The 24,800-nt window shown below is 51.1% G+C and carries 25 protein-coding genes; 12 read left to right on the forward strand and 13 right to left on the reverse strand.

Translation table 11 applies throughout. From position 1 onward, the window contains the following. The first annotated feature begins 106 nt into the window (after positions 1 to 106). From mrtJ to AC3WQT_RS22395, 9 genes are all read left to right on the forward strand, one after another. Complete coding sequence (mrtJ, locus tag AC3WQT_RS22355; protein ID WP_492707217.1) at positions 107 to 577, forward strand: JDVT-CTERM system glutamic-type intramembrane protease MrtJ; 471 nt, start codon at positions 107 to 109, stop codon at positions 575 to 577. Positions 578 to 603: 26 nt separating this feature from the next. Next, positions 604 to 2,778: a choice-of-anchor D domain-containing protein gene (locus AC3WQT_RS22360; RefSeq protein WP_492707218.1), complete on the forward strand. Its 2,175-nt coding sequence runs from the start codon at positions 604 to 606 to the stop codon at positions 2,776 to 2,778. A gap of 82 nt (positions 2,779 to 2,860) precedes the next feature. Beyond that, entirely contained in the window at positions 2,861 to 3,361 is a 501-nt protein-coding gene (locus AC3WQT_RS22365; protein ID WP_492707219.1) for a TlpA family protein disulfide reductase, read from the forward strand. Next, positions 3,358 to 3,597, forward strand: a complete 240-nt coding sequence (locus tag AC3WQT_RS22370) for a DUF4266 domain-containing protein (RefSeq protein ID WP_492707221.1) — start codon at positions 3,358 to 3,360, stop codon at positions 3,595 to 3,597. Before AC3WQT_RS22365 ends, AC3WQT_RS22370 begins: the two co-directional genes overlap by 4 nt. Positions 3,598 to 3,612: 15 nt before the next feature. Beyond that, complete coding sequence (locus AC3WQT_RS22375; RefSeq protein ID WP_492707222.1) at positions 3,613 to 4,809, forward strand: DUF3570 domain-containing protein; 1,197 nt, start codon at positions 3,613 to 3,615, stop codon at positions 4,807 to 4,809. A gap of 29 nt (positions 4,810 to 4,838) precedes the next feature. Next, on the forward strand, positions 4,839 to 6,725 hold the full coding sequence (gene dsbD / locus AC3WQT_RS22380; RefSeq protein WP_492707224.1) for a protein-disulfide reductase DsbD: 1,887 nt from the start codon (positions 4,839 to 4,841) through the stop codon (positions 6,723 to 6,725). A gap of 31 nt (positions 6,726 to 6,756) precedes the next feature. Then, complete coding sequence (trxB, locus tag AC3WQT_RS22385) at positions 6,757 to 7,701, forward strand: thioredoxin-disulfide reductase (protein ID WP_492707226.1); 945 nt, start codon at positions 6,757 to 6,759, stop codon at positions 7,699 to 7,701. Positions 7,702 to 7,812: 111 nt separating this feature from the next. Continuing rightward, positions 7,813 to 10,230, forward strand: a complete 2,418-nt coding sequence (locus AC3WQT_RS22390) for a beta-galactosidase (RefSeq protein WP_492707227.1) — start codon at positions 7,813 to 7,815, stop codon at positions 10,228 to 10,230. Positions 10,231 to 10,360: 130 nt separating this feature from the next. After that, entirely contained in the window at positions 10,361 to 10,759 is a 399-nt protein-coding gene (locus AC3WQT_RS22395; RefSeq protein ID WP_492707229.1) for a nucleotide pyrophosphohydrolase, read from the forward strand. Here the strand turns inward: AC3WQT_RS22395 and AC3WQT_RS22400 are convergent. From AC3WQT_RS22400 to AC3WQT_RS22435, 8 genes are all read right to left on the reverse strand, one after another. Further along, positions 10,756 to 11,946 (reverse strand): MFS transporter, encoded by a 1,191-nt coding sequence (locus AC3WQT_RS22400; protein WP_492707231.1) that lies wholly within the window; start codon positions 11,944 to 11,946, stop codon positions 10,756 to 10,758. The two genes, AC3WQT_RS22395 and AC3WQT_RS22400, sit on opposite strands and share 4 nt — an antisense overlap. Before the next feature lie 18 nt (positions 11,947 to 11,964). Then, on the reverse strand, positions 11,965 to 12,903 hold the full coding sequence (gene arsN2 / locus AC3WQT_RS22405; protein WP_492707233.1) for an arsenic resistance N-acetyltransferase ArsN2: 939 nt from the start codon (positions 12,901 to 12,903) through the stop codon (positions 11,965 to 11,967). A 138-nt stretch (positions 12,904 to 13,041) separates the two neighbouring features. Beyond that, complete coding sequence (locus AC3WQT_RS22410; protein WP_492707235.1) at positions 13,042 to 13,566, reverse strand: hypothetical protein; 525 nt, start codon at positions 13,564 to 13,566, stop codon at positions 13,042 to 13,044. A 155-nt stretch (positions 13,567 to 13,721) separates the two neighbouring features. After that, the gene (locus AC3WQT_RS22415; RefSeq protein ID WP_492707236.1) at positions 13,722 to 14,561 is read right to left on the reverse strand and encodes a hypothetical protein; all 840 of its coding nucleotides are present in this window, start codon (positions 14,559 to 14,561) and stop codon (positions 13,722 to 13,724) included. A 132-nt stretch (positions 14,562 to 14,693) separates the two neighbouring features. Next, entirely contained in the window at positions 14,694 to 15,203 is a 510-nt protein-coding gene (locus AC3WQT_RS22420; protein ID WP_492707238.1) for an EVE domain-containing protein, read from the reverse strand. A 2-nt stretch (positions 15,204 to 15,205) separates the two neighbouring features. Further along, complete coding sequence (locus tag AC3WQT_RS22425) at positions 15,206 to 15,568, reverse strand: VOC family protein (RefSeq protein WP_492707239.1); 363 nt, start codon at positions 15,566 to 15,568, stop codon at positions 15,206 to 15,208. A 173-nt stretch (positions 15,569 to 15,741) separates the two neighbouring features. Then, positions 15,742 to 16,995, reverse strand: a complete 1,254-nt coding sequence (locus tag AC3WQT_RS22430; protein ID WP_492707241.1) for an MFS transporter — start codon at positions 16,993 to 16,995, stop codon at positions 15,742 to 15,744. A 229-nt stretch (positions 16,996 to 17,224) separates the two neighbouring features. Continuing rightward, positions 17,225 to 17,926 (reverse strand): hypothetical protein, encoded by a 702-nt coding sequence (locus tag AC3WQT_RS22435; RefSeq protein ID WP_492707243.1) that lies wholly within the window; start codon positions 17,924 to 17,926, stop codon positions 17,225 to 17,227. Between the two features lie 629 nt (positions 17,927 to 18,555). Here AC3WQT_RS22435 and AC3WQT_RS22440 point away from each other — a divergent pair. Next, the gene (locus tag AC3WQT_RS22440) at positions 18,556 to 19,128 is read left to right on the forward strand and encodes an outer membrane beta-barrel protein (RefSeq protein WP_492707245.1); all 573 of its coding nucleotides are present in this window, start codon (positions 18,556 to 18,558) and stop codon (positions 19,126 to 19,128) included. A gap of 94 nt (positions 19,129 to 19,222) precedes the next feature. On the opposite strand, the gene AC3WQT_RS22445 is transcribed toward AC3WQT_RS22440, so the two are convergent. From AC3WQT_RS22445 to AC3WQT_RS22465, 5 genes are all read right to left on the reverse strand, one after another. Further along, positions 19,223 to 19,582, reverse strand: a complete 360-nt coding sequence (locus AC3WQT_RS22445; RefSeq protein WP_492707247.1) for a TfoX/Sxy family protein — start codon at positions 19,580 to 19,582, stop codon at positions 19,223 to 19,225. Positions 19,583 to 19,606: 24 nt separating this feature from the next. Next, positions 19,607 to 20,119 carry a hypothetical protein gene (locus tag AC3WQT_RS22450; protein ID WP_492707249.1) on the reverse strand — a complete coding sequence of 171 codons (513 nt, stop codon included), beginning with the start codon at positions 20,117 to 20,119 and terminating at the stop codon, positions 19,607 to 19,609. Between the two features lie 41 nt (positions 20,120 to 20,160). Further along, complete coding sequence (locus AC3WQT_RS22455; RefSeq protein ID WP_492707251.1) at positions 20,161 to 20,547, reverse strand: YkgJ family cysteine cluster protein; 387 nt, start codon at positions 20,545 to 20,547, stop codon at positions 20,161 to 20,163. Positions 20,548 to 20,609: 62 nt separating this feature from the next. Then, on the reverse strand, positions 20,610 to 21,476 hold the full coding sequence (locus AC3WQT_RS22460; protein WP_492707253.1) for a DMT family transporter: 867 nt from the start codon (positions 21,474 to 21,476) through the stop codon (positions 20,610 to 20,612). 39 nt (positions 21,477 to 21,515) lie between these two features. Further along, positions 21,516 to 22,313 carry a putative hydro-lyase gene (locus tag AC3WQT_RS22465; protein ID WP_492707255.1) on the reverse strand — a complete coding sequence of 266 codons (798 nt, stop codon included), beginning with the start codon at positions 22,311 to 22,313 and terminating at the stop codon, positions 21,516 to 21,518. 140 nt (positions 22,314 to 22,453) lie between these two features. On the opposite strand from AC3WQT_RS22465, the gene AC3WQT_RS22470 reads away from it, so the two are divergent. Then, on the forward strand, positions 22,454 to 23,377 hold the full coding sequence (locus tag AC3WQT_RS22470; RefSeq protein WP_492707257.1) for a LysR family transcriptional regulator: 924 nt from the start codon (positions 22,454 to 22,456) through the stop codon (positions 23,375 to 23,377). Between the two features lie 292 nt (positions 23,378 to 23,669). Further along, positions 23,670 to 24,761 carry a serine hydrolase domain-containing protein gene (locus AC3WQT_RS22475; RefSeq protein WP_492707259.1) on the forward strand — a complete coding sequence of 364 codons (1,092 nt, stop codon included), beginning with the start codon at positions 23,670 to 23,672 and terminating at the stop codon, positions 24,759 to 24,761. Positions 24,762 to 24,800: the final 39 nt, after the last annotated feature.

Consider the following 24,800-nt stretch of genomic DNA (forward strand, 5'->3'; position numbering starts at 1 on the left):
AAATTTTCCTCTTCAAATTTCCGTTGCAAAAATCCCCTGCAAGTTCACAAGCTGCCGATGCTTTTTCTCACGTCAAAAAAAATATTTAATTTTTCTTTGAACCAATTTGGATGATTGGCGCATTAACCGCTTGAAACAAACGGAGAGGTCTATTTTTTCATGCGAAGAAAAACCTCTTTTAATTCACCAGCATTGCTTATCGATGAACCTTATCTCTCCTCTTTTTGTTCAGCAAGCGATGTGTGGAAATCAGTTGTGGACAGTAGATGCGATGACTCTGCTACGGCTCTTGTTGTTGGCACCGGTTCTTGAAGAATTGGTCGTGCGTGCCGGTTTGCAGCAATACGTGATAGGCCGGTTTTATCACACTGGTATCAGTGCGAAGTTAATGCCGGTGCTGATATCTGCAACGGCGTTCAGCGTTTTGCATATGGCATCAGGACGGAGTGTAGTACTGGCGGTTTTTTTGCCTGGGCTGCTGTTGGCGATGATGTACCAAGCTACGCGCGACTGGCGACTATGTGCGTTGACCCATGCTGTATTCAATGGAATGGCTCTTGGTGTTTGCATGCAGTAAAAAATTTTAATCATTGAAGGGAAACTATGATGAACTTGCATTTTCGTTTTACGCGCTTGCTGCAGCAGGCTGGTGTGCTGGGCGGTACATTGGTACTACTGGCTACCGGCATGTCGACAGCTCATGCCGCTGACGCCCTGAATGGCAAAAGCCTGTACCTGAATGGCCCGACTGCTGGCGGCACCAGCTGTACTGCGTGCCATGGTGCCAGCCCGGCCAATAACGTCAACGGCATTTTGCGCGGAGCGAATAATCCCACGGAAATCAGCAATGCTTTTGCACAAAACAAAGGCGGTATGGGAAACCTGTACCGGAATAAATTCACTGCAGATGAAATCGCTGACCTTGCAGCATTTATCGGCAACCCCGGTGTCGTGGCCGGGCCTATCGCCACAGTGTCGCCAGCCAGCTTGGTATTCACCGGAACGACCATAGGCCAGACCAGCACTGCCCTGAGTACAACACTCAGCAATACTGGATCGGCAGCCTTGAATATCACCTCAATTGCGTTGACAGGTGGCTCAGCCAACGACTTTAATTTGGCTGGCGGCAGCTGTGCGGGCGGCAGCTCACTGGCACCAAGTGCCAGTTGTACCGTGCTGTCCACGTTCAAACCTACAGCACAGGGTAACCGTACTGCCAACATCAGCATCAACCACAATGCGACAGGCGGCATTAGCCTGGTTACGCTGAGTGGCACTGGTAATGCTGCTGCCCAGGCTGGCCTGACAGTGTCAGCCAGCAGTCTGAACTTTGGCACGCTGCTGGTGAACGCTGCGTCTGCTGCACAGACCGTTACGATCAGCAATAGCGGACAGGCAGCATTGAATTTTAGTTCCATCGCTTTGAGTGGTGCAAATGCAGGCATCTTTGTCGTAGGTGGCACTTGCAGTACTCAGGCTGCGGTTGCCGCAGGTGGCCAGTGCACCATCACCTTGCAGGCAACACCGGCCACTGCTGGTGCTTTTGCGGCAGCATTGAATATTGCCAGCAATGCCTCGAACGGCAATGCCGTCATCAGCCTGGCAGGTAATGCAGCAGCAGCAACGCCAGCCATTACCGCAACACCCAGCGTGCTTGCCTTTGGTGCTCAGACAGTAGCTGGTTCACCATTGACACAACAGATCAGTTTGTCCAATACCGGCAACGTTGCCTTGACATTCACAGCGATCAAGATCAGCGGCGCATCAGCAATTACGCTGGGTGCAGGTAACACTTGCGGCAGCAACCTCGCAGTTGGCGCGAGCTGCAATGTGCCTGTGGTATTCACACCAACGGTCGAGGGTGATGTCAGTGCCAGCCTGGCCGTGACATCAAATGCCGCGCCATTGCAAGTAGCTATTACTGGCACTGCGACTAAACAGGCGGTTGCCAAACCAGTCTTGTCAGATACCAGCACTGTACAGTTCAGCGATACACAGGTTGGCACCTCTTCTGCCAAGCATACGACCACGCTGAGTAATACCGGTACTGCGGCACTGAAGATCATCAGCCTGGTCTTGAATGGCAGCCAGCTCAATGACTTTATATTGGCCGGTACATGCAGCGTGAACGGCACACTGAGCCCGGCAGCCAGTTGCACCATTGATACCAGCTTCAAGCCTGGCAGCGCTGGTAGCAAGGCAGCAAATGTTCTGCTGGTGACCGATGGTGGCGCGCAACTCAGTCTGGGTCTGGCAGGCACTGGTGTAGCGATCCCTGTCAAGACTGTTACGTTGAATATCAATCCGCAATCCTTTGATTTTGGTTCGACCACGATAGGTAGTGCGAATCTGGTGAAACGCTTCACGCTGACCAACCCAGGCAATACCGCGATTGCGCTGACAAATGCTGCTTTTAGTGGTGCGTATGCAGCGGTGGTGGATAGCTCATCCTGCCCACGCTTCCCGTTCAGCCTGCAGGCAAATACCTCTTGTGAACTGGTGGTCAGTTACGCACCAACAACTGCAGGTACCAATAATGGCAGCGTCGTCATCAGTTCTTCTGACACCAGCACGACCTGGAGCATAGCCTTCTCAGGCACTGCCGTGAATGCCGTCGCCCCGTCTGTGACAGTCAATGCACCAAGAAATGAAGGTGGCGGTGGTTGTTCGGTTGCCCGTGATGGCAATGATCCCATGCTGCCTGTTCTCGTGATACTGGCTGCTGCAGTCATCATCTGGCGCAGAAAACAGGCCCGTCAGGTCAGAACGCAGGATTAATCAGTAAAGCCGGACTGCGGTCCGGTTTTCAGGTTTCAGGATATTAAGTTACAGGATATGGGATGTGAATATGAAATTCTCTATGAATATATACAAAAAACACTTTGCGTTGGGTATTGCTGCACTAGTCATGGCATCGTCGGCAATGGCGCTGGATAAAGGCAGTAACGCCCCGGCATTTGATCTCAAGGGTGTGGAAGGTAATATCAATCTGGCCAAGTATCAGGGCAAGTTGGTGTATCTCGATTTTTGGGCTTCATGGTGTGGTCCTTGTCGCCAGTCTTTCCCGTGGATGAATGAGCTGCAATCCAGATATGGTGCCCAGGGTTTGCAAATCATTGGTGTCAACCTGGATCAGAAAAATGAAGATGCCCGCCAGTTTCTGGCGACCACGCCAGCCCGTTTTTTGGTGGCGTTTGATCCGGCTGGTGCCACTCCCCGCAGCTATGGTGTGAAAGGCATGCCCAGCAGCGTGCTGATAGGCCCGGATGGAAAAATCATCTTTGAGCATGCAGGCTTCAAGGAGGCCGACAGGGCTGCGCTGGAAGAAAAAATAAAATCTTCATTGGGAGCAATCAAATGAAGATCATAGTAAAGAAAACCACGTCCCTGTTACTGATAGCCGGTGCCGCATTTACGCTGTCTGGTTGCAGCACGATCAAATCTGTACAGCCCTGGGAAAAAGGCAATCTGGCGAAATCTGCCATGACCTTTGAAAACGACAGGCTCGAATCCCGTTACGGCGAACACATTTACACCAGCCGCGAATCAGCGTCTGGTGGTGCTGGCGTGGGTGGTGGCGGTTGTGGTTGCAATTAATCAGAGAATTTCGACATGACTAAAATTATTGAAAAAACTTCGGTCCCCCTTATTGCCTCGACCGTATCTGAAACCTTGCCTGCTTCACCTGACATGCAAACCATAGGCGCAGCACTGCTGACTGCCGCCTTGCTACTACCCGGTGTCGTCAAGGCCGAAACGCCGCCCGAGCATGCCAGTCTCAGTCTCAAGTATCTGAACTATGAAGAAAAACAGGCGGGTCTGAAACGCATTACAGCAAACTCGCCTTCGCTGTCGCTGATTACTCCCCTGGGGGCAGACTGGTCACTCGATGCTACCCTGACTTCGGATGATGTATCGGGTGCTTCGCCACGCTACCATACAGCGATCTCTGGTGCCTCGCGCATGAATGACCAGCGTACTGCCGGTGACGTGGCGTTCACTCGCTATTTCCCACGCGCCAGTCTGACAGTCGGTACTGCATATTCAACTGAGCATGATTACGAGTCACGTGCCCTGTCTTTAACCGGGAATTTTTCTTCAGAAGATAAAAATACTACCTGGACTGTCGGTCTGGGTGGCAGCCATGACCGCATCAATCCCACCAATCTGATCGTCAAGAACGAAACCAAGAAGACCACGAGCATCATGGCAGGCGTCACGCAGATTCTCACTGCGGAAGACATCGTCCAATTGACGCTTAGTCATAGCAGAGGTGAGGGATATTTCTCTGACCCTTACAAGGCGCTGGATCGTAGACCACGGGAGCGTAATCAGACCACGCTGTTAGCCCGCTGGAATCACCACTTTCTTGGCACGGGTGGCACGGGCCGTTTCAGCTATCGCTATTACAACGACACTTACGATGTCAAGGCGCATACCCTGACGGCGGAATATGTACAACCGCTGGCACAAGGCTGGACAGTGACGCCATCGTTGCGCGTGTATACCCAAAGTGCAGCCAGTTTTTATTTTGACCCCGTCTATGATGCGCAACTCGGCGCGCCATTCCCGCCAGGCTATCAGTTTGCTTCTACCCAGCCTAGTTCTGCCGATCAGCGTTTGTCCGGCTTTGGCGCACTGAGCTTTGGCTTCAAGGTCAGCAAACAACTGACGAGTGACTGGACAGTAGACATCAAGCTGGAAAACTATGAGCAGCGCGGTAGCTGGCGACTATTCCACAAAGGTAGTCCAGGCCTGGCAGCATTGACAGCGCAGAGTATACAACTGGGTATCAGCAAACAGTGGTAGCAGCTTTGCTGCTAAAAACAGGAGTTCATATGAAGCAGTATTTTTATAAATGGTTTTCTGCATTGCGGCTGTTGTCGCTATTGCCGATATTGTTGATAGCGAGCTTATTGCATCCGCTTGCCCATGCCGATGATTTTCTGGAGCCAGAGCGCGCATTCCAGCTGCAGGCACAGTTGAATGATGTCAATGGAGCAAAAACTCTGGTGCTCTCGTGGGCTATCGCCAAGGACTACCATCTCTACAAAGAGCGCCTGAGTTTCAATGCAGTAGAGCAAGGTATCGCTCTTGCTGAACCTCGCTTGCCGGACGGTATACGCAAATTCGACACCACCTTCAATAAGGAAGTTGAAACCTACCAGGATAAACTGGTGGTGGAATTGCCCGTCACCAAAGCGGACAAGGTCTTCACTTTGAAGGTAGGCTACCAGGGCTGTGCTGATGCAGGCTTGTGTTATCCGCCTGCAGAACAACACTACAAGGTGGATACTTCTGTACCGGGTAAGTTGAGTGTGGTGCCCGCAGAGCAGCTTACGCAAGTTGCAGCAGCCAGCATATCTGCTTCGCCTGTGCCTGCCAAGGATACCGCACATACTGAAGATGACAGTTCTCTGGCGCAGCGCACCTTGCAAAGCGGCAGCCTGTGGCGCATAGGCCTGGCCTTCCTGGTATTTGGTTTGCTGCTGTCTTTTACTCCCTGCGTATTACCTATGGTGCCTATCCTGTCATCCATCATCGTGGGTGAGGGCAATGTATCGCGTGGCCGCGGTTTCATGCTGGCGTTGTCATACTGCCTGGGCATGGCCATGGTTTATACCCTGCTGGGCGTGGCTGCAGGCCTGGCCGGTGAAGGCTTGGCCGGAGCCTTGCAAAAACCCTGGGTCTTACTGACATTTGGTGCTTTGTTGGTTGGCCTGGCTTTGTCGATGTTCGATGTCTATCAATTGCAATTGCCTGGTGGCTTGCAAAGCCGTCTGAGTCAAACCAGTGGCAGTTTCAGTGGTGGCAAATTCCTGGGTGTGTTTGTCATGGGGGCTTTGTCTGCATTGATCGTCGGCCCCTGTGTGGCCGGGCCACTGGCGGGTGCCTTGCTGTATATCAGTCAGACCCGTAATGTCATGATCGGTGCCTGGGCGCTGTTTTCCATGGCAGCAGGCATGAGTGTACCTTTGCTGTTGACGGGCATTTCTGCCGGTAGCCTGCTGCCACGAGCCGGGGCCTGGATGAACCATGTCAAGAAACTGTTTGGTTTGCTGCTGATTGCAGTCGCTATCTGGATGGTGTCGCCAGTATTCCCTGTGACGGTGATGATGGCTGCCTGGGGTGCTTTCGCCATCCTGTGCGCGGTCTTCCTGCATGTGTTTGACCCTATACCAGCAGGTGCCAAATTGCGTCTTTATGTTGCGCGGGCTCTGGGTGTCACTTTCATGCTGGTGGGGATGTTTGAGTTGATCGGTGCTGCCAGCAATGGCAAGGATGCCTTGCAGCCTTTGGCACATTTGCGCGTTACAGAAAATAGTGGGACACAACTGGCTACTGGCGATGCAAAGAACCATGCAGAGAATAAATTCACACGCATACAAAGTGTAGCTGAACTTGAGGCCACTCTTGCCAAGGCAGACGCTCCAGTATTGCTGGATTTTTATGCCGACTGGTGCGTGTCCTGCAAGGAGATGGAGAGGTTTACCTTCTCTGAACCCAAAGTCAGCGCCCAGCTCAAGCAATTGCGCTTGTTGCAAGTTGATGTGACCGCCAATAGCGATATGCAAAAAGCACTGATGAAGCGCTTCTCCCTGTTTGGGCCACCGGGCATCATCCTGTTTGATCGCAACGGCAAGGAAGTGCCAAACAGCCGCATTATCGGCTACCTGGAGCCTGAGCGCTTTGTCCAGCATCTGTCGCGTCATTTTGCGCTCTAATACAGTATCGCCACAATATCTATTCACTACTATGTCCACACCCAAACATGCCCGCGTATTAATTCTTGGCTCTGGCCCCGCAGGTTATTCCGCAGCGGTGTACGCTGCCCGCGCCAATCTGAAACCTGTACTGATCACCGGTGTAGAACAAGGCGGCCAGTTGATGACCACAACAGATGTAGAAAACTGGCCAGCTGACCCTATGGGCGTACAAGGCCCGGAACTGATGCAACGCTTTTTGCAGCATGCAGAACGCTTTAATACAGAAATCATTTTTGATTACATTCACACTGCCAAGCTGGACGAAAAACCGATACGCCTGATCGGCGACCAGGCGCAATACACTTGTGATTCCCTGATTATCGCTACTGGTGCATCTGCACAATACCTGGGCCTGCCGTCTGAGCAAGCCTTCATGGGCAAAGGGGTCTCTGCCTGCGCCACTTGCGATGGATTCTTTTACCGTGGCAAGGAAGTGGCTGTGGTTGGTGGTGGCAACACCGCTGTGGAAGAAGCCCTGTACCTGTCAAATATCGCCAGCAAGGTCACTGTCATCCACCGTCGTGACAAGTTCCGTGCAGAGGCAATCTTGATAGATCGCCTGATGGCCAAGGTTGCTGAAGGCAAGATCGAAGTCAAATGGAACCATACGCTCGACGAAGTTATCGGTGATGAATCTGGTGTAACCGGCATCAATGTCAAAGCGGCTGATGGAACAATTACCCCTATTACGCTGCATGGCGTATTCATTGCGATTGGTCACAAACCGAATACCAGCATTTTTGATGGTCAACTGGACATGAAAAACGGTTATATCAAAACCCGTACCGGTACTGAAGGCATGGCAACAGCCACCAATGTACCGGGCGTGTTTGCTGCTGGCGACGTACAGGATCATATCTATCGCCAGGCCATCACCAGCGCAGGTACAGGTTGTATGGCGGCACTGGATGCACAACGCTTCCTGGAAAACTGATCAGGAATAAACAGGAAGTGATAAAGTGAAAACAATCATCAACTTGCGAACCTGGAGGCAGGGAAATTTGCGAGACTAGACTATTTTATAAATAGTCCGACTCTTGGCTCAGTGAAAAATCACATCTCCCGCCGCTGTGTTCTGCAAACTATCGCAACAGCTTTTGCTACCAGCGCGCTGAGCCCGATTTCGCAAGCCGCAGATGCCAGAAGCAATGCTGGTGCTACGCATCATTTTGCAATTGGCGAGACAGATTTTTTACTGGATGGAAAACGCCTTCAGATACGCTGTGGCGAGATTCATTTTGCGCGCGTGCCAAGGGAATATTGGCTGCACAGGCTCAAAGCCATCAAGGCTATGGGCTTGAATGTGGTGTGTGCCTATCTGTTCTGGAATTATCACGAATGGCATGAAGGGCAATATGACTGGCAAGGCCAGCGTGATGCTGCAGAATTTTGTCGCCTGGCACAGCAAGAAGGTTTATGGGTTATTTTACGACCAGGGCCTTATGCCTGTGCGGAATGGGAAATGGGTGGCTTGCCCTGGTGGTTGCTCAAGCATGAGGGTAACTTTTTGCGTAGTAGTGATGCGCGTTTTATTGAGCCAGCCGCCCGTTGGCTGCGTGAAGTAGGGCGCATCCTGGGCCCTCTGCAGATTACCCGGGGCGGCCCCATCCTGATGGTGCAGGTGGAAAACGAATATGGCTTCTTTGGCAGTGATTTAGCCTATATGCGTTTGATGCGCAAAATCATGCTGAATGCCGGTTTTGATGTGCCGATGTTTACCTGCAATCCTACTAATGCCGTCGTCCGCTCACACATACCCGAGCTGTTTTCCGTTGCCAATTTTGGGGCTAATCCTGAGCAGGGCTTTAAGGTGCTGGCTGAAGTGCAAAAAGGCCCATTGATGTGTGGTGAATTTTACCCCGGCTGGTTCGATACCTGGGGTACGCCACATAAGCGTGGTGACATGGGCAAGGTCATTCGCGATCTGGACTATATGCTTAAAGCCAATGGCTCGTTCAGTTTGTATATGGCACATGGCGGAACTTCCTTTGGTCTGTGGGCTGGATGTGACCGTCCCATGCGGCCCGATACCAGCAGCTATGACTATGATGCACCGATCAGCGAAGCGGGATGGATGGGCGATAAATTCGCGCAATTCCGTGCGACGATTGCGCCGTATTTGTTACCCGGTGAAAGCATGACAGTAGCACCTGCAGCAAACCCTGTGATTGCCATCCCCACATTCAAGCTGACAGAAACTGCCGCAGTCATGGCAAATCTTCCAGGTGCAGTCATCCACGCTGTATCGCCACAGGCGATTGAACACTACGATATCAGTCGCGGCCTGATTGCTTATGCCACCACTTTACCTGCTGGCCCTGAAGGCGTGCTTGATGCTGCTCTGGTACGCGACCTGGCCTGGGTATTTATTGATGGCAAAGCTGCAGGCGTGATGGATGCGCGCAGCCGCCGCTTCCGCGTCAATTTGCCAGCGCGCACCAGGCAAGTTAAGCTGGAGATTTTGCTGTACACCATTGCGCGGGTGAATTTTGGTATAGAGATGCATGACCGCAAGGGCCTGCACGGCCCCGTCTATTTCATTCCCAGGACTGGCAGCAGTTCCAGCCCTGAAAAACAACTCATCAATAATTGGGAAATACGTGCGTTGGACTTTGGTGCCGATGCACAACTGCCTGTGTTGGATTGGCAGCCTCTTGTGTCTGACAAGTTTGCTTCTACAGATGTGATGAAACCTGCATTCTGGCGTGGCAGTTTTTCCCTCACTACTGTTGGCGATACATTCCTGGATGTCTCCAACTGGGGCATGGGTGCAGTCTGGATGAATGGTATTTGCCTCGGGCGTTTCTGGAATATAGGGCCTACCCAGACCATGTATTTGCCCGGCCCATGGTTGAAGTCTGGCCGCAATGAAATTATTGTGCTGGACTTGTCTGGACCAGACAGAAACGAGATCACGGGGCTCAAATTGCCTGTACTTGATCAACTACGGCCAGAGAAGGACTTCTTCCCACGTAATAATCGGGGGCAGCTTATGCTGGCAGGTTTGCTGCCGGTTCATGGAGGCAGTTTTTCAGCTGGACCTGCACAGCAGGAAATCCGTTTCGCCAAAACAGTCTTTGGCACACAGTTCTGTCTCGAATCCCTGGATGATTTTGATGGCAAAGGCTTTGCCGCAATCGCGGAAATTGAATTATTAGACCTCGATGGAAAAATCATGAGCCAGGCGACCTGGACCATTGCCTATGCCGATAGTGAAGAAAGCGTGCGCGAAGATGGTTCTGCCCTGAATGCGATTAACGGCCAGGCATCTGATCATTGGCACACGGCCTTGAATGGCAAAATTGCATTGCCACATCCGCACAGGCTGGTCGTTGATCTGGGTAGCAAGCCTGGAATTAGCGGTTTCCGCTATACCCCACGCCAGGGCAGTGATGAGGTTACCGGGCGTATCAAAAATTATCGCATTTTTATCGGTGAAAAGCTGGTGTCTGCGGGTAATTGAAATAACGACAGTACTTGATGCAGGTGGGGCTTGAGTGAAACTGAGGGGCTGTCTGGTCTGGCCATGTACAATACCGTCCGCGCTGATGACAGACTCAGTCATCTTTTTCTGCAGCTTACTTCATTCAACCATGTCACAGACAACTATAGCACCTGAAGTTCAATACACAGATATCCGCGATCGTTTGCGCCAGTTTGTTGCTGAGCGCGATTGGGCGCAGTTTCATACACCCAAAAACCTGGCCAGTGCGCTGACTGTTGAGGCGGCAGAGTTACTGGAGATTTTTCAATGGCTGCCAACCGGCAGGGCAGAAGAGCTCGATGAACAGGCCAAGAAAGCCATCCGTCATGAGATGGCCGATGTGCTGAATTACCTGGTCATGCTGGCTGATGCACTGGAAGTGGATTTGTTCGCTGCCAGTATGGAAAAAATCGTCCTGAACGCGATCAAATATCCGGTAGGGCAAGTGAAAGGCGATGCCAGGAAATACACCGCCTACGACACCGACAAGAAAACAGACATGTCCTAATGCTGCGCACTACGCAAGGCGGCAAAATAAAATGTCAGTGACGTCAGAGCAAACAGTAACAAGCAAGCCAGGATAGGATAGGGCGATGTCGTGTGATGAATCAGGCTGGCGATTAGCAGCGGCCCAGCCGCTTTTGAAAACAAGGCAGGGCCAGACATGGCACCAGATATAGCACCATAGTTTTCTGTGCCAAACAGGGTTTGCGGTATCGTACCGCGTACGATGGTCAGTATGCCATTGCTGAGGCCATACAGTATGCAAAACAGCGCAACTGCCCAGGCTTGTGTACCGATGAAGATGAGTACCAGCAAGGCTGCGGGCAAGGCTGCAAAAGTGAATTTACCCACGGTTTGTGGCAAGGCATTTCTGGCTATCGTCATTTCTCCTATGCGACCCACCACCTGCATGGGGCCGATCAGGGCCGCCATCAACACCGCCAGTGTGGCGGGATGATTCATTTCCTTTAGCAAGGGGATCAGATGTACTGACAAGGCAGAAAAAACAAAACTGTTGGCAGCGAAAGCGAGGGCCAGTTTCCAGAAGGTAGGGTGGCGTACCGCTTCTTGCAGGCTGAAGTGTTTTTTTTGTTTTATGACAGGTGTGACGCTGTCTTGCGCTTTGCTTTTTTTCTGTAGTAGCAAATGCAAGGGCAGGCACAGCAGGATTTGCGCCAGGCCATAGGCCAGATAAGTATGCCGCCAGCCCAGTAAAGTATTCAATTGCTGGGTCAGTGGCCAGAATACCGTGCTGGCAAAACCGCCAAACAGGGTCAGGGTAGAAATCGCTTGACGGCTGTGTTCTTTGAATTGCTGGGTCAGGGTGGCAAATGCGGCTTCATATAAAGTCATTGCCATGGCCATGCCCAGTATGCTCCAGGCAAAATAATACATGGCCAGGTTTTGTGCCTGACTGAGTATGATCAAGCCTGTGCCACAAGTCAGTGAACCCATGCCCATGACGAACTTGCCGCCGTGACGGTCGAGCAAAATACCGATGTAGGTGGCAATCATGCCAGCCACCAGCAGGCTCCATGAAAATGCCGCGAACACCAGTTCCGCACGCCAGGCCATCTCGCGCTGGATTTCTGGTGCCAGGATGGCGATGGCGTAATACAAGGAACCCCAGGACAGGATTTGCGTGACAGCGAGTATGGCGATGGTCTGGTAGGCGTGCGGCGTATGCTTCATTGTCTGGGCAGCTTTTGATTAATTTGTTATTTTGATTTTCAACAGCATGGCTATTGCTGATGCAGGGCAGGCACCTTGTAGCTGTCGCGAAGCTTGTAAAGATGTCGGCAATTTGCCAGCGTCGATTTTTTCAAACCCCAGTTTGTGAAAGTAAGCATCTGCATCTGTCGTCAATAAATACAAATGTTTCACACCAGCTGCGCCTGCTGTGTTGATCATGTGTTGTAACAGTCGTGTACCGCATTGCTGGCCTTGCGCCTCAGGTTTGATGGCGAGTGAGCGCAAGAGGGCGGATTTGCCATATATCTCCAGACCGGCGCAGCCCAGGAAATTGTCACCAGCGTATATCAACTGAAAGTTGTTGATATGTTCCTGTGCGCCATCCAGCGGCAAGTCCAGATCTTGCAGCAGGCTGGCAATAGCGGCCCATTCTGTTTGGCTGGCTGGAGCAATCTGCAACTCACTGGCAGGTAAATGCAATCTCTTGCGGTTGTTGGCAGGTCTGGTTTTGACAGGTGTACAAGTGCTTGCTGTGCGGTTTTGTACTGCAGGCAGCAATAGCTGCATGGCGGCCCGCACCAGGGCTATTTGTTCTGCACTCGCGGCAGACAGTAACTGGTCGGCGTGCCTGTTCAATTGTGCATCCAGCTGGCTGGCGCGCTGCTGGCCAGCCGGGGTCAGGCTCAGGTTGACGCTCCTGCGATTATCAGGATTGGTGGTTTTTTTGATGGTGCCATCGGCAACCAGGGCATCTGTGGCACGGCTGATCCAGCTTTTATCCAGGCCCAGGCGTTTCACCAGGGCCTGCTGAGTCAGCCCGTCCTCGCGCAATAATTCAGTCATCAAATGACATTGCACTGTTGATGCGGCATCCCCGCAAGCATGGTTGCGCTGGTCTCGTACATAGAGTCGGGCAAATTCCCTGATCAGGGTGCCAGTGCTGGAATTGTCGTTCATTTTAAATATTGGTTGCTTTACGCAACAATCATAGGCGTAAAAAGCCATTGTTGTCAAACGCAACTAAATTTAAAAACAAAGGATTAAACTTGATGGGATGGCAGACGCAGTTGATGAATGCTGGCGTAGTTCAAAATTCTAAGTTGCCTTGGCTGAACCTTCATCCGGCCCCTTGCCACTGCCTTCCAGCTTGTAAAACAACAGGCACATGGCTGGTGCAAAGATCAGCCACAAGAATACCGTCCACATTTGCGACTGCTGTTCACCAGAAGTCGGCAGGGCAAGGTAGGCTTTGGTCGGGTCAGTTAAGGATACATAGACCTTGAGCTGGGCACCGGGAACCAGCTCAGCTGGTTTTAATCCTGTCATCCTCAAGACATGCTTGGCTTCGCAACGGGTGCAGATAGGGGATATGGTGTCGGTGGTTCTTTCCACACCGTTCAGGTTATAGCTGTAGGTCAGTTGCAGTAATTGCTTGTTGAAACTGCCATTCACAACATAGCCGGGGTTATTGTCTACGTCATGCACCAGGAGGACAAGACTGCCGTCAACCTGCTCAAACTCGCTCACCGGAATACGCATGGCATTGAGTTTTTGCAGATTGTCTATGCCAAAATAAATCGAGATGATGGCACAAATGACGACTAAGGTTCTGACTATCATGTGTGGCGATCTTGGGTTACCGTTTTGTGTAAGTGGGGATGGAGTGTTTTTGCCATGCTTGGCGAAATTTTACTCGTTGCATACTGCGGCAGGACTGCTGAAGTGATAACAAGTGTCAAATGTCTTGCAGATTTTAAGTCTAGTGAGCTTCAGACTTATTTGGTGGGCAGGGCTTGCGGCCTTTTATCTGTAGCGATGACTTTGACCGGCATCCATCCCGGATTGGACGCTTCCAGTTTTTTCCAGATTGCGGCATTTTTGCCCAGTTCACCAAAAGACTGAGCCTTGCTCAATTTCTTGCGAGTGATGGCTGCCCAGGTGGCCATATCATCGCACTTGTTTGTGGTATCCATAAGGTTCAAGGCAAAGTTCTGGCTTTTTTCCTTGCCAGGCATGATCAGGCGACAGTAGGTGTTGTCCTTGCCAATTTCCAGGATATAAGCTTGTTGCTGCTCATCGTAATAGGCTACATTCTTTTGTGTGCTCAGGTCATCCCATTCGTTCGCGACCATGCTAACGGTTTGCAGTAACTTGCCGTGAAAATCCGTGCGCTTGACTGTCAATTTGTTGAGCTTGCTGATTTCCACGCAATCGATAAAATCGCTATTGGCAGGCGCATTGATCAAATCTGGCGATGGGCAAAGCACGTCTTCACGTTCACCGTAGTTGCTCATCAGCCTGACTTGCGTGTCTGCTGCCTTGCCATCTTTGGCCGCCTGGGTTTTGGCGTACTTGCTGCTTCTGGCAACCAGGATGTTTTTGTCATCGATCACATTCACCAGATCGTAGCTCAGGTCTGGCCAATCATCATAGGCAATGAACCAGAATCTTTGCGGTTTGCGTAGGGCATATTGCAGAGATTGATCACCGGAGCCGGGTTGTTGTGCATCTGTCGCGATCTTGCTTACCCTTAGCCAGTCTGTCAGTTGCAAGACTTTGCCTTCTCCCTGCTTGTCACAGCCCAGCATGCATCCAGCCGCGAGCAAGAGCAGCATTGACGCTGCCAACTTGCACACTGCTTGATGATGGATCGGGGGTTGTATGTGTCCTGGCAAGCTTGCTCTCTATGTCTGCGGAAATATCAGGCGACATTGTAACGCCTGACTTGTTCCAGGTCATAGACAGTATCAGCTTAAGCACAGGTTGAGTTGTAAATTTGCTTCTGCATATAATTCTGTACAGTCTTGGTCAGTATCAAACAAGTCTCTTGCAACGCCCATGGCAGTAGCAATTACCCGCATATCATGTTCGCTGATGGCAAACAGGCCGAAGCGGAACTGATAGCCCCAGTTCTTTATGCCAGCAGAAAACTCCAGCGTTTGCAGCAGGGGCAGGATGCTGGCCTGCCGCGATGCTGTCCACACCACATCACGCCGGTAAGGATGAAAACCACCACCCATGTCGGCCTGATAGGCGTCCCGCGGCTTGACCCGGCCTATGGCAGTGAATGCCTGCAATCTGATCTTGCTGCCAAAGACCTGGCTGGGCGAGTAATACACCACCCTGTCGCCAGCTTGCATGCGGCGCAAAGGCGCTGCCTTGCCATGGCAGACTTGCATGAAGCCATCTGCCTGACCACGCTGCACGTGGTCGGCAGAGGCAACAGCGATCCAGTTACGGTACTGTTGCGTAGTCATGATCAGGCTGGTGCGAAAACGCGCAGACGGTGGCCATCAGGGTCTTGTGCTACGAAGGTATAGCCAAAATCCATGCTGCAAGGTGTTTGGACTATCGTCATGCCACGTGTAGCCCAGCTGTCATAGGTGCTGTCTACCGTCGCATTGTCGCTTACTGCAAAAGCCAGCTCACTACCGCCAGAGGAGGTGGCCGCCGGTTCTACCGTGTGTTTTGACCACAAACCCAGTTTGTGGCCAGAGTCCAGTATGAACAAATAAAAAGTAGGCGATGCTTCTACGGGTGTCAGACCCAGGATGTTGCTGTAAAACGCTGCGCTTGCTTCCGGGCTGTCAACATACAAAAGTACATAGCTTGGGGTCATCATGGTGTTTGCTCCTAAAAGAGATGGTGTTGTTTGCGTTGATGTATTGTTCAAGGCAAAGACATCTTAGGATGCAGTAGTGTCAGTTTCTGTCAGCAGTGATGGGGGAGCGAGGCAAGTACTGGCATTTTTAAAATACCTGCACTTGCCTGGCTGGCTTGCAGCAAAGTACCGACTTAGCTGGTGCCAGGGATTCTTTGACCAGCATTGTAATAAAGTGCCGGGATTTTTTTCTTGCTGAGCATCATCATGCCCAGGCTGGCAACTGCCAGCATGAACCAGTTTAATCCTGGCATCTTCATATCCTGTGCCAGGTCAAACAAGACACCACCAGCCAGGCTGCCCACCATGGTGCCCATGCTCTGATAAAACATTTGCTGCGACATCAATCTGCCGGTATCAGCAGCTGATTTGTTGGCAAAACGGGCTATCAGCACGTCCAGCGAAGGGCCATAAAATACCTGCCCAAAAGACAGCAGGATGGCAGAAATGATGACGGCTGCTGCACTATGGGTAAACACCACCATGATGGCGAAACTGACGAACAGGCAGGCATAACCTATTTTCAGGAAGCGGAAATGATCCAGCGTGCGCACCGCGCGCTTGGAAATTGGTATCTGGAAAAAGATAATCACCAGAGCCGCCAACCAGAAAGGTGTGGACACCGGTATCTCAGGGGTGAATTTGGGGATATGCAGGCTGAAACCTATCATCGGTTGCACGGCAAAACACCAGAATACTGAATTCGACAAATAAAACATCAGTGGTAATTCGACAGGCTTGTCTGATTCCGCAGCCACTACTGCAGTTGTACTGGATGTGTCATCTGCCAGTGCCTTTTGTTCCAGTGCCAGGCCTTCTTGCTCATGCTCGCTGATGGCACGCATGGCAATCAGCATGAATAGCCCGTACACGATGAAGGTGATCAGCACGATCAGAAATACCAGCTTTAGCTGGTTATGCGGCACAAAACTGGCTGTGAGGTAACCACCAACCAGACCCATGCGTATTGCGAAAGCCAGCTTGCTGAAGATGGAAGTCTGGTCCAGCCCCTTGAGCTTCAATAAATAATTTTTTAAACCGGGGAATGACAGACCGCTACCCAAGCCTGCCAGCAAGGCAAACAAGGCTAGTGCCCAGGCCTGATTCAGGTAAGCCATGAAATACAGGGCTATGCCTTCCAGCAGGATGTTGCCAGAAATTGCCAGCGGGTGGTTTGCCATCTGTGAAAACCTGCTGCCCATATAAGAGCCCAGCACCCGGCCCAGATTCAAGCCAAATAAAATCGATGCTGCCCAGAATCCCGAGAAAGCCTTACCGGTTTCAGAAACAATGATGGGCGTGTATAAGGCGACGCCACCAGACGCAATTGCGACACCAATATAAATCAGATAGGAATTGAATACAGGATTGAATTTCTTGGTTTGCATAGGTCAGGGCGTAAGCGCCTGGGCGGCGCTATGGATACTTAAAGCAGGAATGGCATGAAATGCTGATCGGCACGTGACATGCATGAACTTATGTTGTGATGCTGCTCAACATAAAAAGTTCATTGATATGCGCAAATCAAATATGCTTTAAATTGTACGCCTAATTTTGAAACTCTGTTGCCGGGTCGCAATATGCTGCAAACCCGGTTTGTACATCATTGCCAAGTGTTTAGATTTTTCCCAGATACAACCAGGTCCAGCCTGCCATCAGGCAGACGCTGAGCAAGAGCAAGCCAGTTGCCCCATTTGGCCGCAAGATGCCCAGGTAACCAATCGCCACCGTAGTCACACCTTTCTTGACCCGCTTCATGCTGCGCCAGCGTTGTATGAATTTCAGCATGGAGAGGACAAAGGTAAACGTCGCGCAAGACAGTAAAGTCACCCTGAACACATTCAAGAGATTTAATTCGCCCAGGGATATTTTTTTATAGGCCAGACCGACGAGCGCCATCAGCACTGCCGCACCGATAGAAATGGCGACGTTGGCGTACATGGTCTTGCGGCTGTTAACGGCGGCGTCTTCCAGCTCACACTTGAGCAAGTCGACTTTTTCATTAATCAGTGTGGAGGTTTCATGCTTGATGGCGAGTATGCGCTGGTCTATTGCTGCACCTATCTGCGCCGTGGAATAATCTATCAGTTCCCTGATGTCATCCTTGGTCATGCTGCGCTGGCTATGGATTTCGTCGGATAGCAGGGCGATATTCCTGTCCACCTGCTCGCCAGCCTGGCGTATCACTTCCGATAATTCATTGCTGACCTGGTGGATGGATCTGTCCACCAATGGTGCTACCCGTTCATCAATGACACGGTTCAGACTCTGTTCAAAAGCAGACGATGCCTGTTTCAGATTCAGTGGGTCAAACGCCATCTTTTCTCCGGTGACTAAGCTTGGTAAGAACTCATTTCATCAATAGGGATGAGATGCGTTTGCCTCATAACCTGGGGTGGCCAATGGTCAAACTATGGACGAGGCAGTCAATAGCTTTGCCTATTGACAACGAGTCGAGTTGTCGACACCTGCAGTCCAGTACGCGTTATGAGGCAAACCCTTAGTGAACTGACAATTTGGGCGCATTGCAGCGCGTAGTGTGCCACCTCGCGCTTGCAAAGGCACCAGCCTTAGCTGCACAGGGTACACACCTTAGGCCTTGCACTACATCCCAAATCGTCTTGTTCGCACTCACCCCTATTTATGAAATGAGTTCTATGTATTTGATGTCATCGGGGGAAATTTCAAGGCCAGTAGCCCTATTGAGCCTTATTGGGGCAAAAACATCTTGTTCAATATTCATTATCAGAGTCTAGTCAGATGATACCAATAAGACACTGAAACAGTACTTGGGCATTTTTGATTTAATTTTTGCAAGCTTTTGTGTACCCTTAGATTGCTTCCTGGGAAACGAAACAGCTGAATGCCTGTTTGGCGATGTGTTTTGATGCTTCAGGCCAGGTATTTGGGCTTACTCAGATACGTAAACAAGTGAACAAAGGATACTTATGCTGATCAAAAAACTTACCATCATCGCGTGCGCGGCGGTAGGTATGCTCGCCAGCTCTTTCGCTACTGCACAGACCTATCTTGGTGCTTCTGTGGGTCAGAGCGATAACAGCAACTACTGCAACTACGCCACAACTTGCGATTCCAAGGCCACCAGCTACAAGCTGTTTGGTGGCTATAACTTCAACAAGAATTTTGCAGTGGAAAGCAGTTATTTTTCCGGCGGCAAAACCTCAATCAATTCAGGCGTGGCGCTTGGTCATAGCGAACAAAAGAAAACCGGCTTCAGTCTGGCCGGAGTGTATAACTATGAATTCAACGAGGCTTTTGCCGGTTTTGCCAAACTCGGGATTGCGCGCGTGAAAGCAGAAACGACTTACGACACTTCAGGCCTGCCTTCTTATTCCGCTTCGAATACGGGCAACCAGGCCCTGCTTGGCGTGGGTGTATCGTACAAAATCAATCCTAACCTTGCTGTCCGCGCAGAATTCGAGAAATACAATGCCCGCACTTTCTCCAATAGCGGCACTTCCGGAAGCAATCTGTCGGCTGGTTTGCAATACAATTTTTAATTGATTGTCGCCGGTGGCGTTGATGGATGGATTCCATCAACGCTCACGACTCTGACGATGAGATGATGAGCCTTGCCTGGGGTTTGGTTTGGTCTCAGGCAAGGCTTTTCTTACCGACTTTGCTCATTTTTTTGACTGGCACAGGCAAAGCATCCGCTGTGGCACGCGCCAGTGTAGTCAAACCATCCCGATCTTCCAGTAAGTCGCTGTCGATGAGGTACCAGGGTTTGGCTTGAGGGTAGGGCTGTGCTTGGGTGATCGTGGCTGATAATTGCGTTAACAGTTGCTGACCCACCGCGGTCGGCTTGATGAAGAGTTGATCATCACAGATCAGCGCAAACATCTTGCCCGACATATAAAGTGCATATTCACCAAACATTTTTTTCGCGACCACGTCTTCACATCTACTTAACTGATCGAGAATAAATTCTACAAAACTTGCTTGTGATCCCATGATTTTATTCTGAAAAATTTAATTTCAGTCAGGACGGCGAAAATCATCAGCTATCCAGGCCCTGGCATTTTGCTGATTCAATTTATAGTTAGGCGCAACCCTGACCCTGGCTAACTCAGTATTACCTGCATCCTGGGCGCTGAGCCAGGCATAGGGATCATCTTCATCAGGCACGATGTCGAGCATGATCTTGAAGTCAGCTTCATCAGTCGCAACCATCAGACTCTTGTGCAGCGTTGCATGCAATTGCTGTTCATGACGGCGTATCACTTCAGATGCGGTTTTCACCAGCGTGCCAAACGCATTGGCGTCCAGTGGCTTAGGATTCTTTTTATCGCGCCCCATGGTCCATGGGCCAACCAGAGCTGGTTCAGGCTCACCATCCTTGATCATGGCAACTGCCCAACCCTCATCATCGTCGTTCTTGATGACCTGGGCTGTCCAGCCCTTGTCGCGCCACAGGCGTGGCTCATGGATTTTGTTGTCCTCTTCCTGAGGAATGTTATCTTCTGATGTGTATTCGTTATCGTTCGTCAAAGCTGTTCCCGGTTTATTTCTTCAGGCTGCACATCCTACACTCAAGCGGCCAGTTTGTCTGAATCCTTCTTGCTTAGAACCGACCTTAGAACAGGCAGAGCAGCCAAACCGTGTTTGGCGCGGGCATTCAGGCATTTGTCATCGCCAGGCTGCACCTCACGGCAGGGGGATGGCCTCTGCTCGTACATGCTGCATTTGACGACTTTGCCAACTTCACCCACCAAAGCCTGACAGTGCGGCCTGGATTGATTGGTGCCGCTCAAACAAGAATACACTGGTGTCAATGCTTCGACCATGGAATCAGCAATGCCATTTGCATCTGCCTCGGCCCAGTAAAACGAAACCCGGTAGCTGGCACAGCAGGCTCCGCAATCAAGGCAGGGTTCATTTTTGTTAGCAATCTGTTGGTCAGTAATTTGTCTTTCCATAAAATGTGTATGAGTACCGGTTAGTGGTGCTATGCCACGCTGGAATTTTAAATTCAGTTTTTTCACTTGCCAACAGGCTTGAGTGACAAAAACAATCCTCCTGATATTAACACTGCGCCCAGCAGCAGGGATAAAGTCAAGGTTTCATCCAGTATGATGATGGCCAGTGATACACCGACGATAGGCATCAAGGCTGTGAACATTGATGCCTTGGCACCCAACTGCTTTACGGCCAGATTAAACAACAAGACCGATACCACACTCACCAGCAAGCCCTGATAAACCGCCTGCACAGCGATAGCACCGGCATCTAGCTGGAACAAGGCTGTACCAGCAAAGAAGAAATACACCGGCACATATAGCAGACCACCTACCTGTATCACGCTGACCACCGATAGCGGATTGGTATTCCAGCGCCGCATCAGCACCGTATAAAACGACCACATCAGGGCAGCGAGCATGAACAGCAAATCACCACGCCAGGCCTGGGCATGAGCGGCCGATTGTGGCTGCAAAATACTGCCCGCCTTGACGATGACGACACCAACCAGCAGCAGGCCTAGTCCCAGCATAGGGATACCGTCGCGCTTGTCCAGCATCATCTTTGCCAGCAAGGATGTGAACAAGGGCGTAAAAGCAGGATAGATAAGTGAACTATGCGAAGCAGGTGCCCAATGCAGACCGCCTACCAGTACCATGTTGTACAAGGGGCCAGCCAGTAACAACAGGATCAAGGCTTTTGGCCAGCCTATGCCAGCGGCGTTCTTGACGCCAGCCTTGAGAAAGAAGGGTAGCATCACCACGCCGCTGACGGCAAAACGTAATACGGTCAGGTCAAAAATATCCAGCGATGCGCGGTAACCAAAACTGGCAACCACCGGCTGTGCACCCCAGATCAATGCTACCAGCAAGCCATAAACTAAACCCATTAACCCCATTGCGCACATCCTCTACAGAGTGTAATTTTTTCAAAGCACCGAATAATCGCTATTGCGCAAATCCGTCAATAGCATGTGACCAGGCGCGTGGGTAATGCATAGTTCAGGTTTTGCATGAATCAGTGCTGCCTGGGGTGTGACACCACAAGCCCAGAATACGGGTAGTTCACCCTCATTGATCGTTACCGCGTCACCATAATCAGGCTGGGCAAGGTCGGTAATGCCTATCAGCGCCGGGTCACCTATATGCACCGGTGCGCCATGAACGCCAGGGAAACGCGAAGTGATCTGTATCGCCCGTATCGCATCTGCCGCCTTCATGGGGCGCATTGTGACTACCAGAGGCCCCTGGAATGCGCCTGCAGGCGAGGTTGGTATGGCAGTGCGATACATGGGCACATTGCGCCCTTGTTCTATATGGCGTATGCCTATACCATTTTCCATCAATGAATGCTCGAACGTGAAAGAGCAACCCAGGGCAAAGGTCACCAGGTCATCACGCCAGATGTCACTGATGTCAAAAGGCTCAGTCACAAGCTCACCATTGCGGAAGACACGATAGCTAGGTACATCGCTACGGATATCAAGATCAACCCCGAGGAAAGGCAGGAAAGGGTCACCAATCTCTGACACAGCAATCAAGGGACAGGGCTTGGGGTTTTTTTGACAAAAGCGGTGAAAATCGCTGGCATCTTTGGCAGGCAAGATCACCAGATTCACTTGCACATAACCAGGCGCCAGCCCCGAGGTTTCTTTGCGCCATAAACCTTGGCGTATGGCAAGGCGCAGTTCTGCAGGTGACTGGGATATAACAGAAGATGAGGACATGGGCTTCTCCATAGCATGTGGATAGTGAGAGGTTTATCAATGAGTCATGACGACCGGATAAGTATTGCAATCAGTATAAAATGTGATCTTGATAGAAGATAATTGAAGTTATTGCCAATAGTTGATAAGATTTATCTATCATGCGACCCTCACTACAGCAACTTGAAACCTTTTACTGGATAGCCAGGCTGGGTGGCTTCCATGCCGCGGCCAAACACTTGCACCTGACCCAGCCGACGATCAGCGCCAGAATCCAGGAGCTCGAAGACATCCTGGGCCTGAAGCTGTTTGAACGTGGCGGTCACCGCGCCGTCATCACGCCAGTCGGACGCGACGTGCTGGCACAGGCAGAAAAAATGCTGCGCCTGTCTGACGATCTCGAACAAATCAGCAAACGGCGCAACCCCATGCGTGGCCTGCTGCGTCTGGGCGCAAACGAATCCACTGCCATGTCTGGCCTGATAGAATTGTTGGGGCGCTTAAAAGCCCAATACCTTGATGTGCGCATAGAGCTGACCATAGATGTAGGTGCCAACCTGAGCCGCAAACTGAATGCGCGCGAACTTGATATCGCCATCCTCAGCGACCCCGTCTCTGCACCCCATGTCGTTGACGTTGCGATAGGCCATGTTGATCTGGCCTGGGTGGCATCCACCCAAACCGTACTGAACGAGCAAGCGTTGCACCCCGCAGGCATGGCGGCACTGCCTGTCGTCGCCATGCCGTCACCAACGACGATATGCAATGTCGTCATGGAATGGTTCAGGCTGGCAGGGCATGAACCAGAAAATCTCAGTATCTGCAATTCCATGGCGATGATGATCAAACTGGTCGCCGCAGGCCACGCCATTGCCGTGCTACCGCGTGCAGTGGTTGATGCAGAAATCAAAAGTGGCATCATCCGTACATTGACAGTAAAGCCGCCACTGAATCCGTTGATGTACTACGTTTCTTACTTGCGCCAGGAACAAGGGCTGGCGGATGGCAAGCTCGTTACCATGGCCCGTGAAGTATTGCAGCAAAGCGGTTTGCTGCTGCCACTCACATCTTCACTACCGCGATAAAGCCGCAAGTTCCTTGCAGCATCAATGAAGTTTTTATAGAGGGACGCACATGTCTTGTGCGTAAGCCCTGCTGCATTTGGTTCCTCAAAATTTCACTTTCAATCCCAAATATTGCGCTTCCGTCTCAATCTGCCAACTTGAAAAGCAGGTATTGCCTATATTGCGCCATGTGCATGCAATCAAGCAGCACCGGCGAAGGAACAAACTTGCCTTTGCATAGTCTTACCAGTTTGCAGATCTCTCCATGAGTGGGTCTGGATTTCTTAATCCTGAATCAGAAAGCACAACGAACATGAAAAAAACTTACCGCCTTCTCCCTGCAAAATTACTGATGGCAATGCTGGCACTGGGTGCAATTCAAGCGCATGCAGCAACATCCATGTCAGACGCAGACATCTTGAACATCCTCAAACAACGCGTCGATACTGACAAGAAAGGCGTCGGCCTGGTAGTCGGCATTGTTGATGAAAAAGGTAGCCGGGTCATCAGCTACGGCTATGCCAATCTCGCAGAACGCCGCCCTGTCGATGCCGATACCCTGTTTGAAATTGGTTCTATCACCAGCGCATTTACTGGCGTGGCCATGATGGATATGGCAGAAAAAAACGAAATCAGATTAAAAGATCCGCTCGCTACTTACCTGCCTGGTAACGTCAAGGTACCTTACTATGACGAGAGGAAAATCACACTCGCTGACCTGTCCTCACACCGCTCTGGCTTGCCTGCCTTGCCTGCTAACTCTGGTGGCGATAACCCATATTCAGGCTTCAACGCCAATAAGGCTTATGAATTTCTGTCCAGCTACGACATGAAATACGACGTCGGCACCCGTTTTGTCTATTCAAGTTTTGGCAATGGCCTGCTGGGCTTGGCACTCAGCCAGCGCGCCGGTACCGACTATGACACCCTGATCAAAAACCGCGTCACGACTCCTCTGGGCATGACAGCCACTGGCGTCAACCTTACCGCAGACATGCAAAAACGCATGGCAACAGGCTACAGCAGCAAGGCACAATTTGCCGCGGCACCAGCCTGGAACTTCACTTCATTTGAAGGCGCAGGTGGCTTGCGCTCATCCGCCAATGACATGCTCAAATTTGTTGCCGCAAACATGGACCAGGCCAAGACACCCTTGAACAGTACGATGCATAAGCTGCAGGTACCATTTGAGGCAGGCAACCGTCTCTTGTTTGTTTGGGGTGGCTATAACAATAAATTTGACAGTTCCATCCTCGGCCTGGAAGGCAAGACCGGTGGCTACAGCAGCTATATTGCCTTCGATAAAAAAGCAGGCAAAGGAGTTGTGATCTTGTCGAATGCCGATGTCAGCGTGGCAGATATCGGCAACAAGATTATCAATACCGAGTTCCCGCTGGCGCAATAAGTTGATGGCTGCAGGCAGATGCGCCTGCAGCCATCAGCA

The sequence above is a fragment of the Undibacterium sp. FW305-107 genome (genome assembly GCF_058788535.1).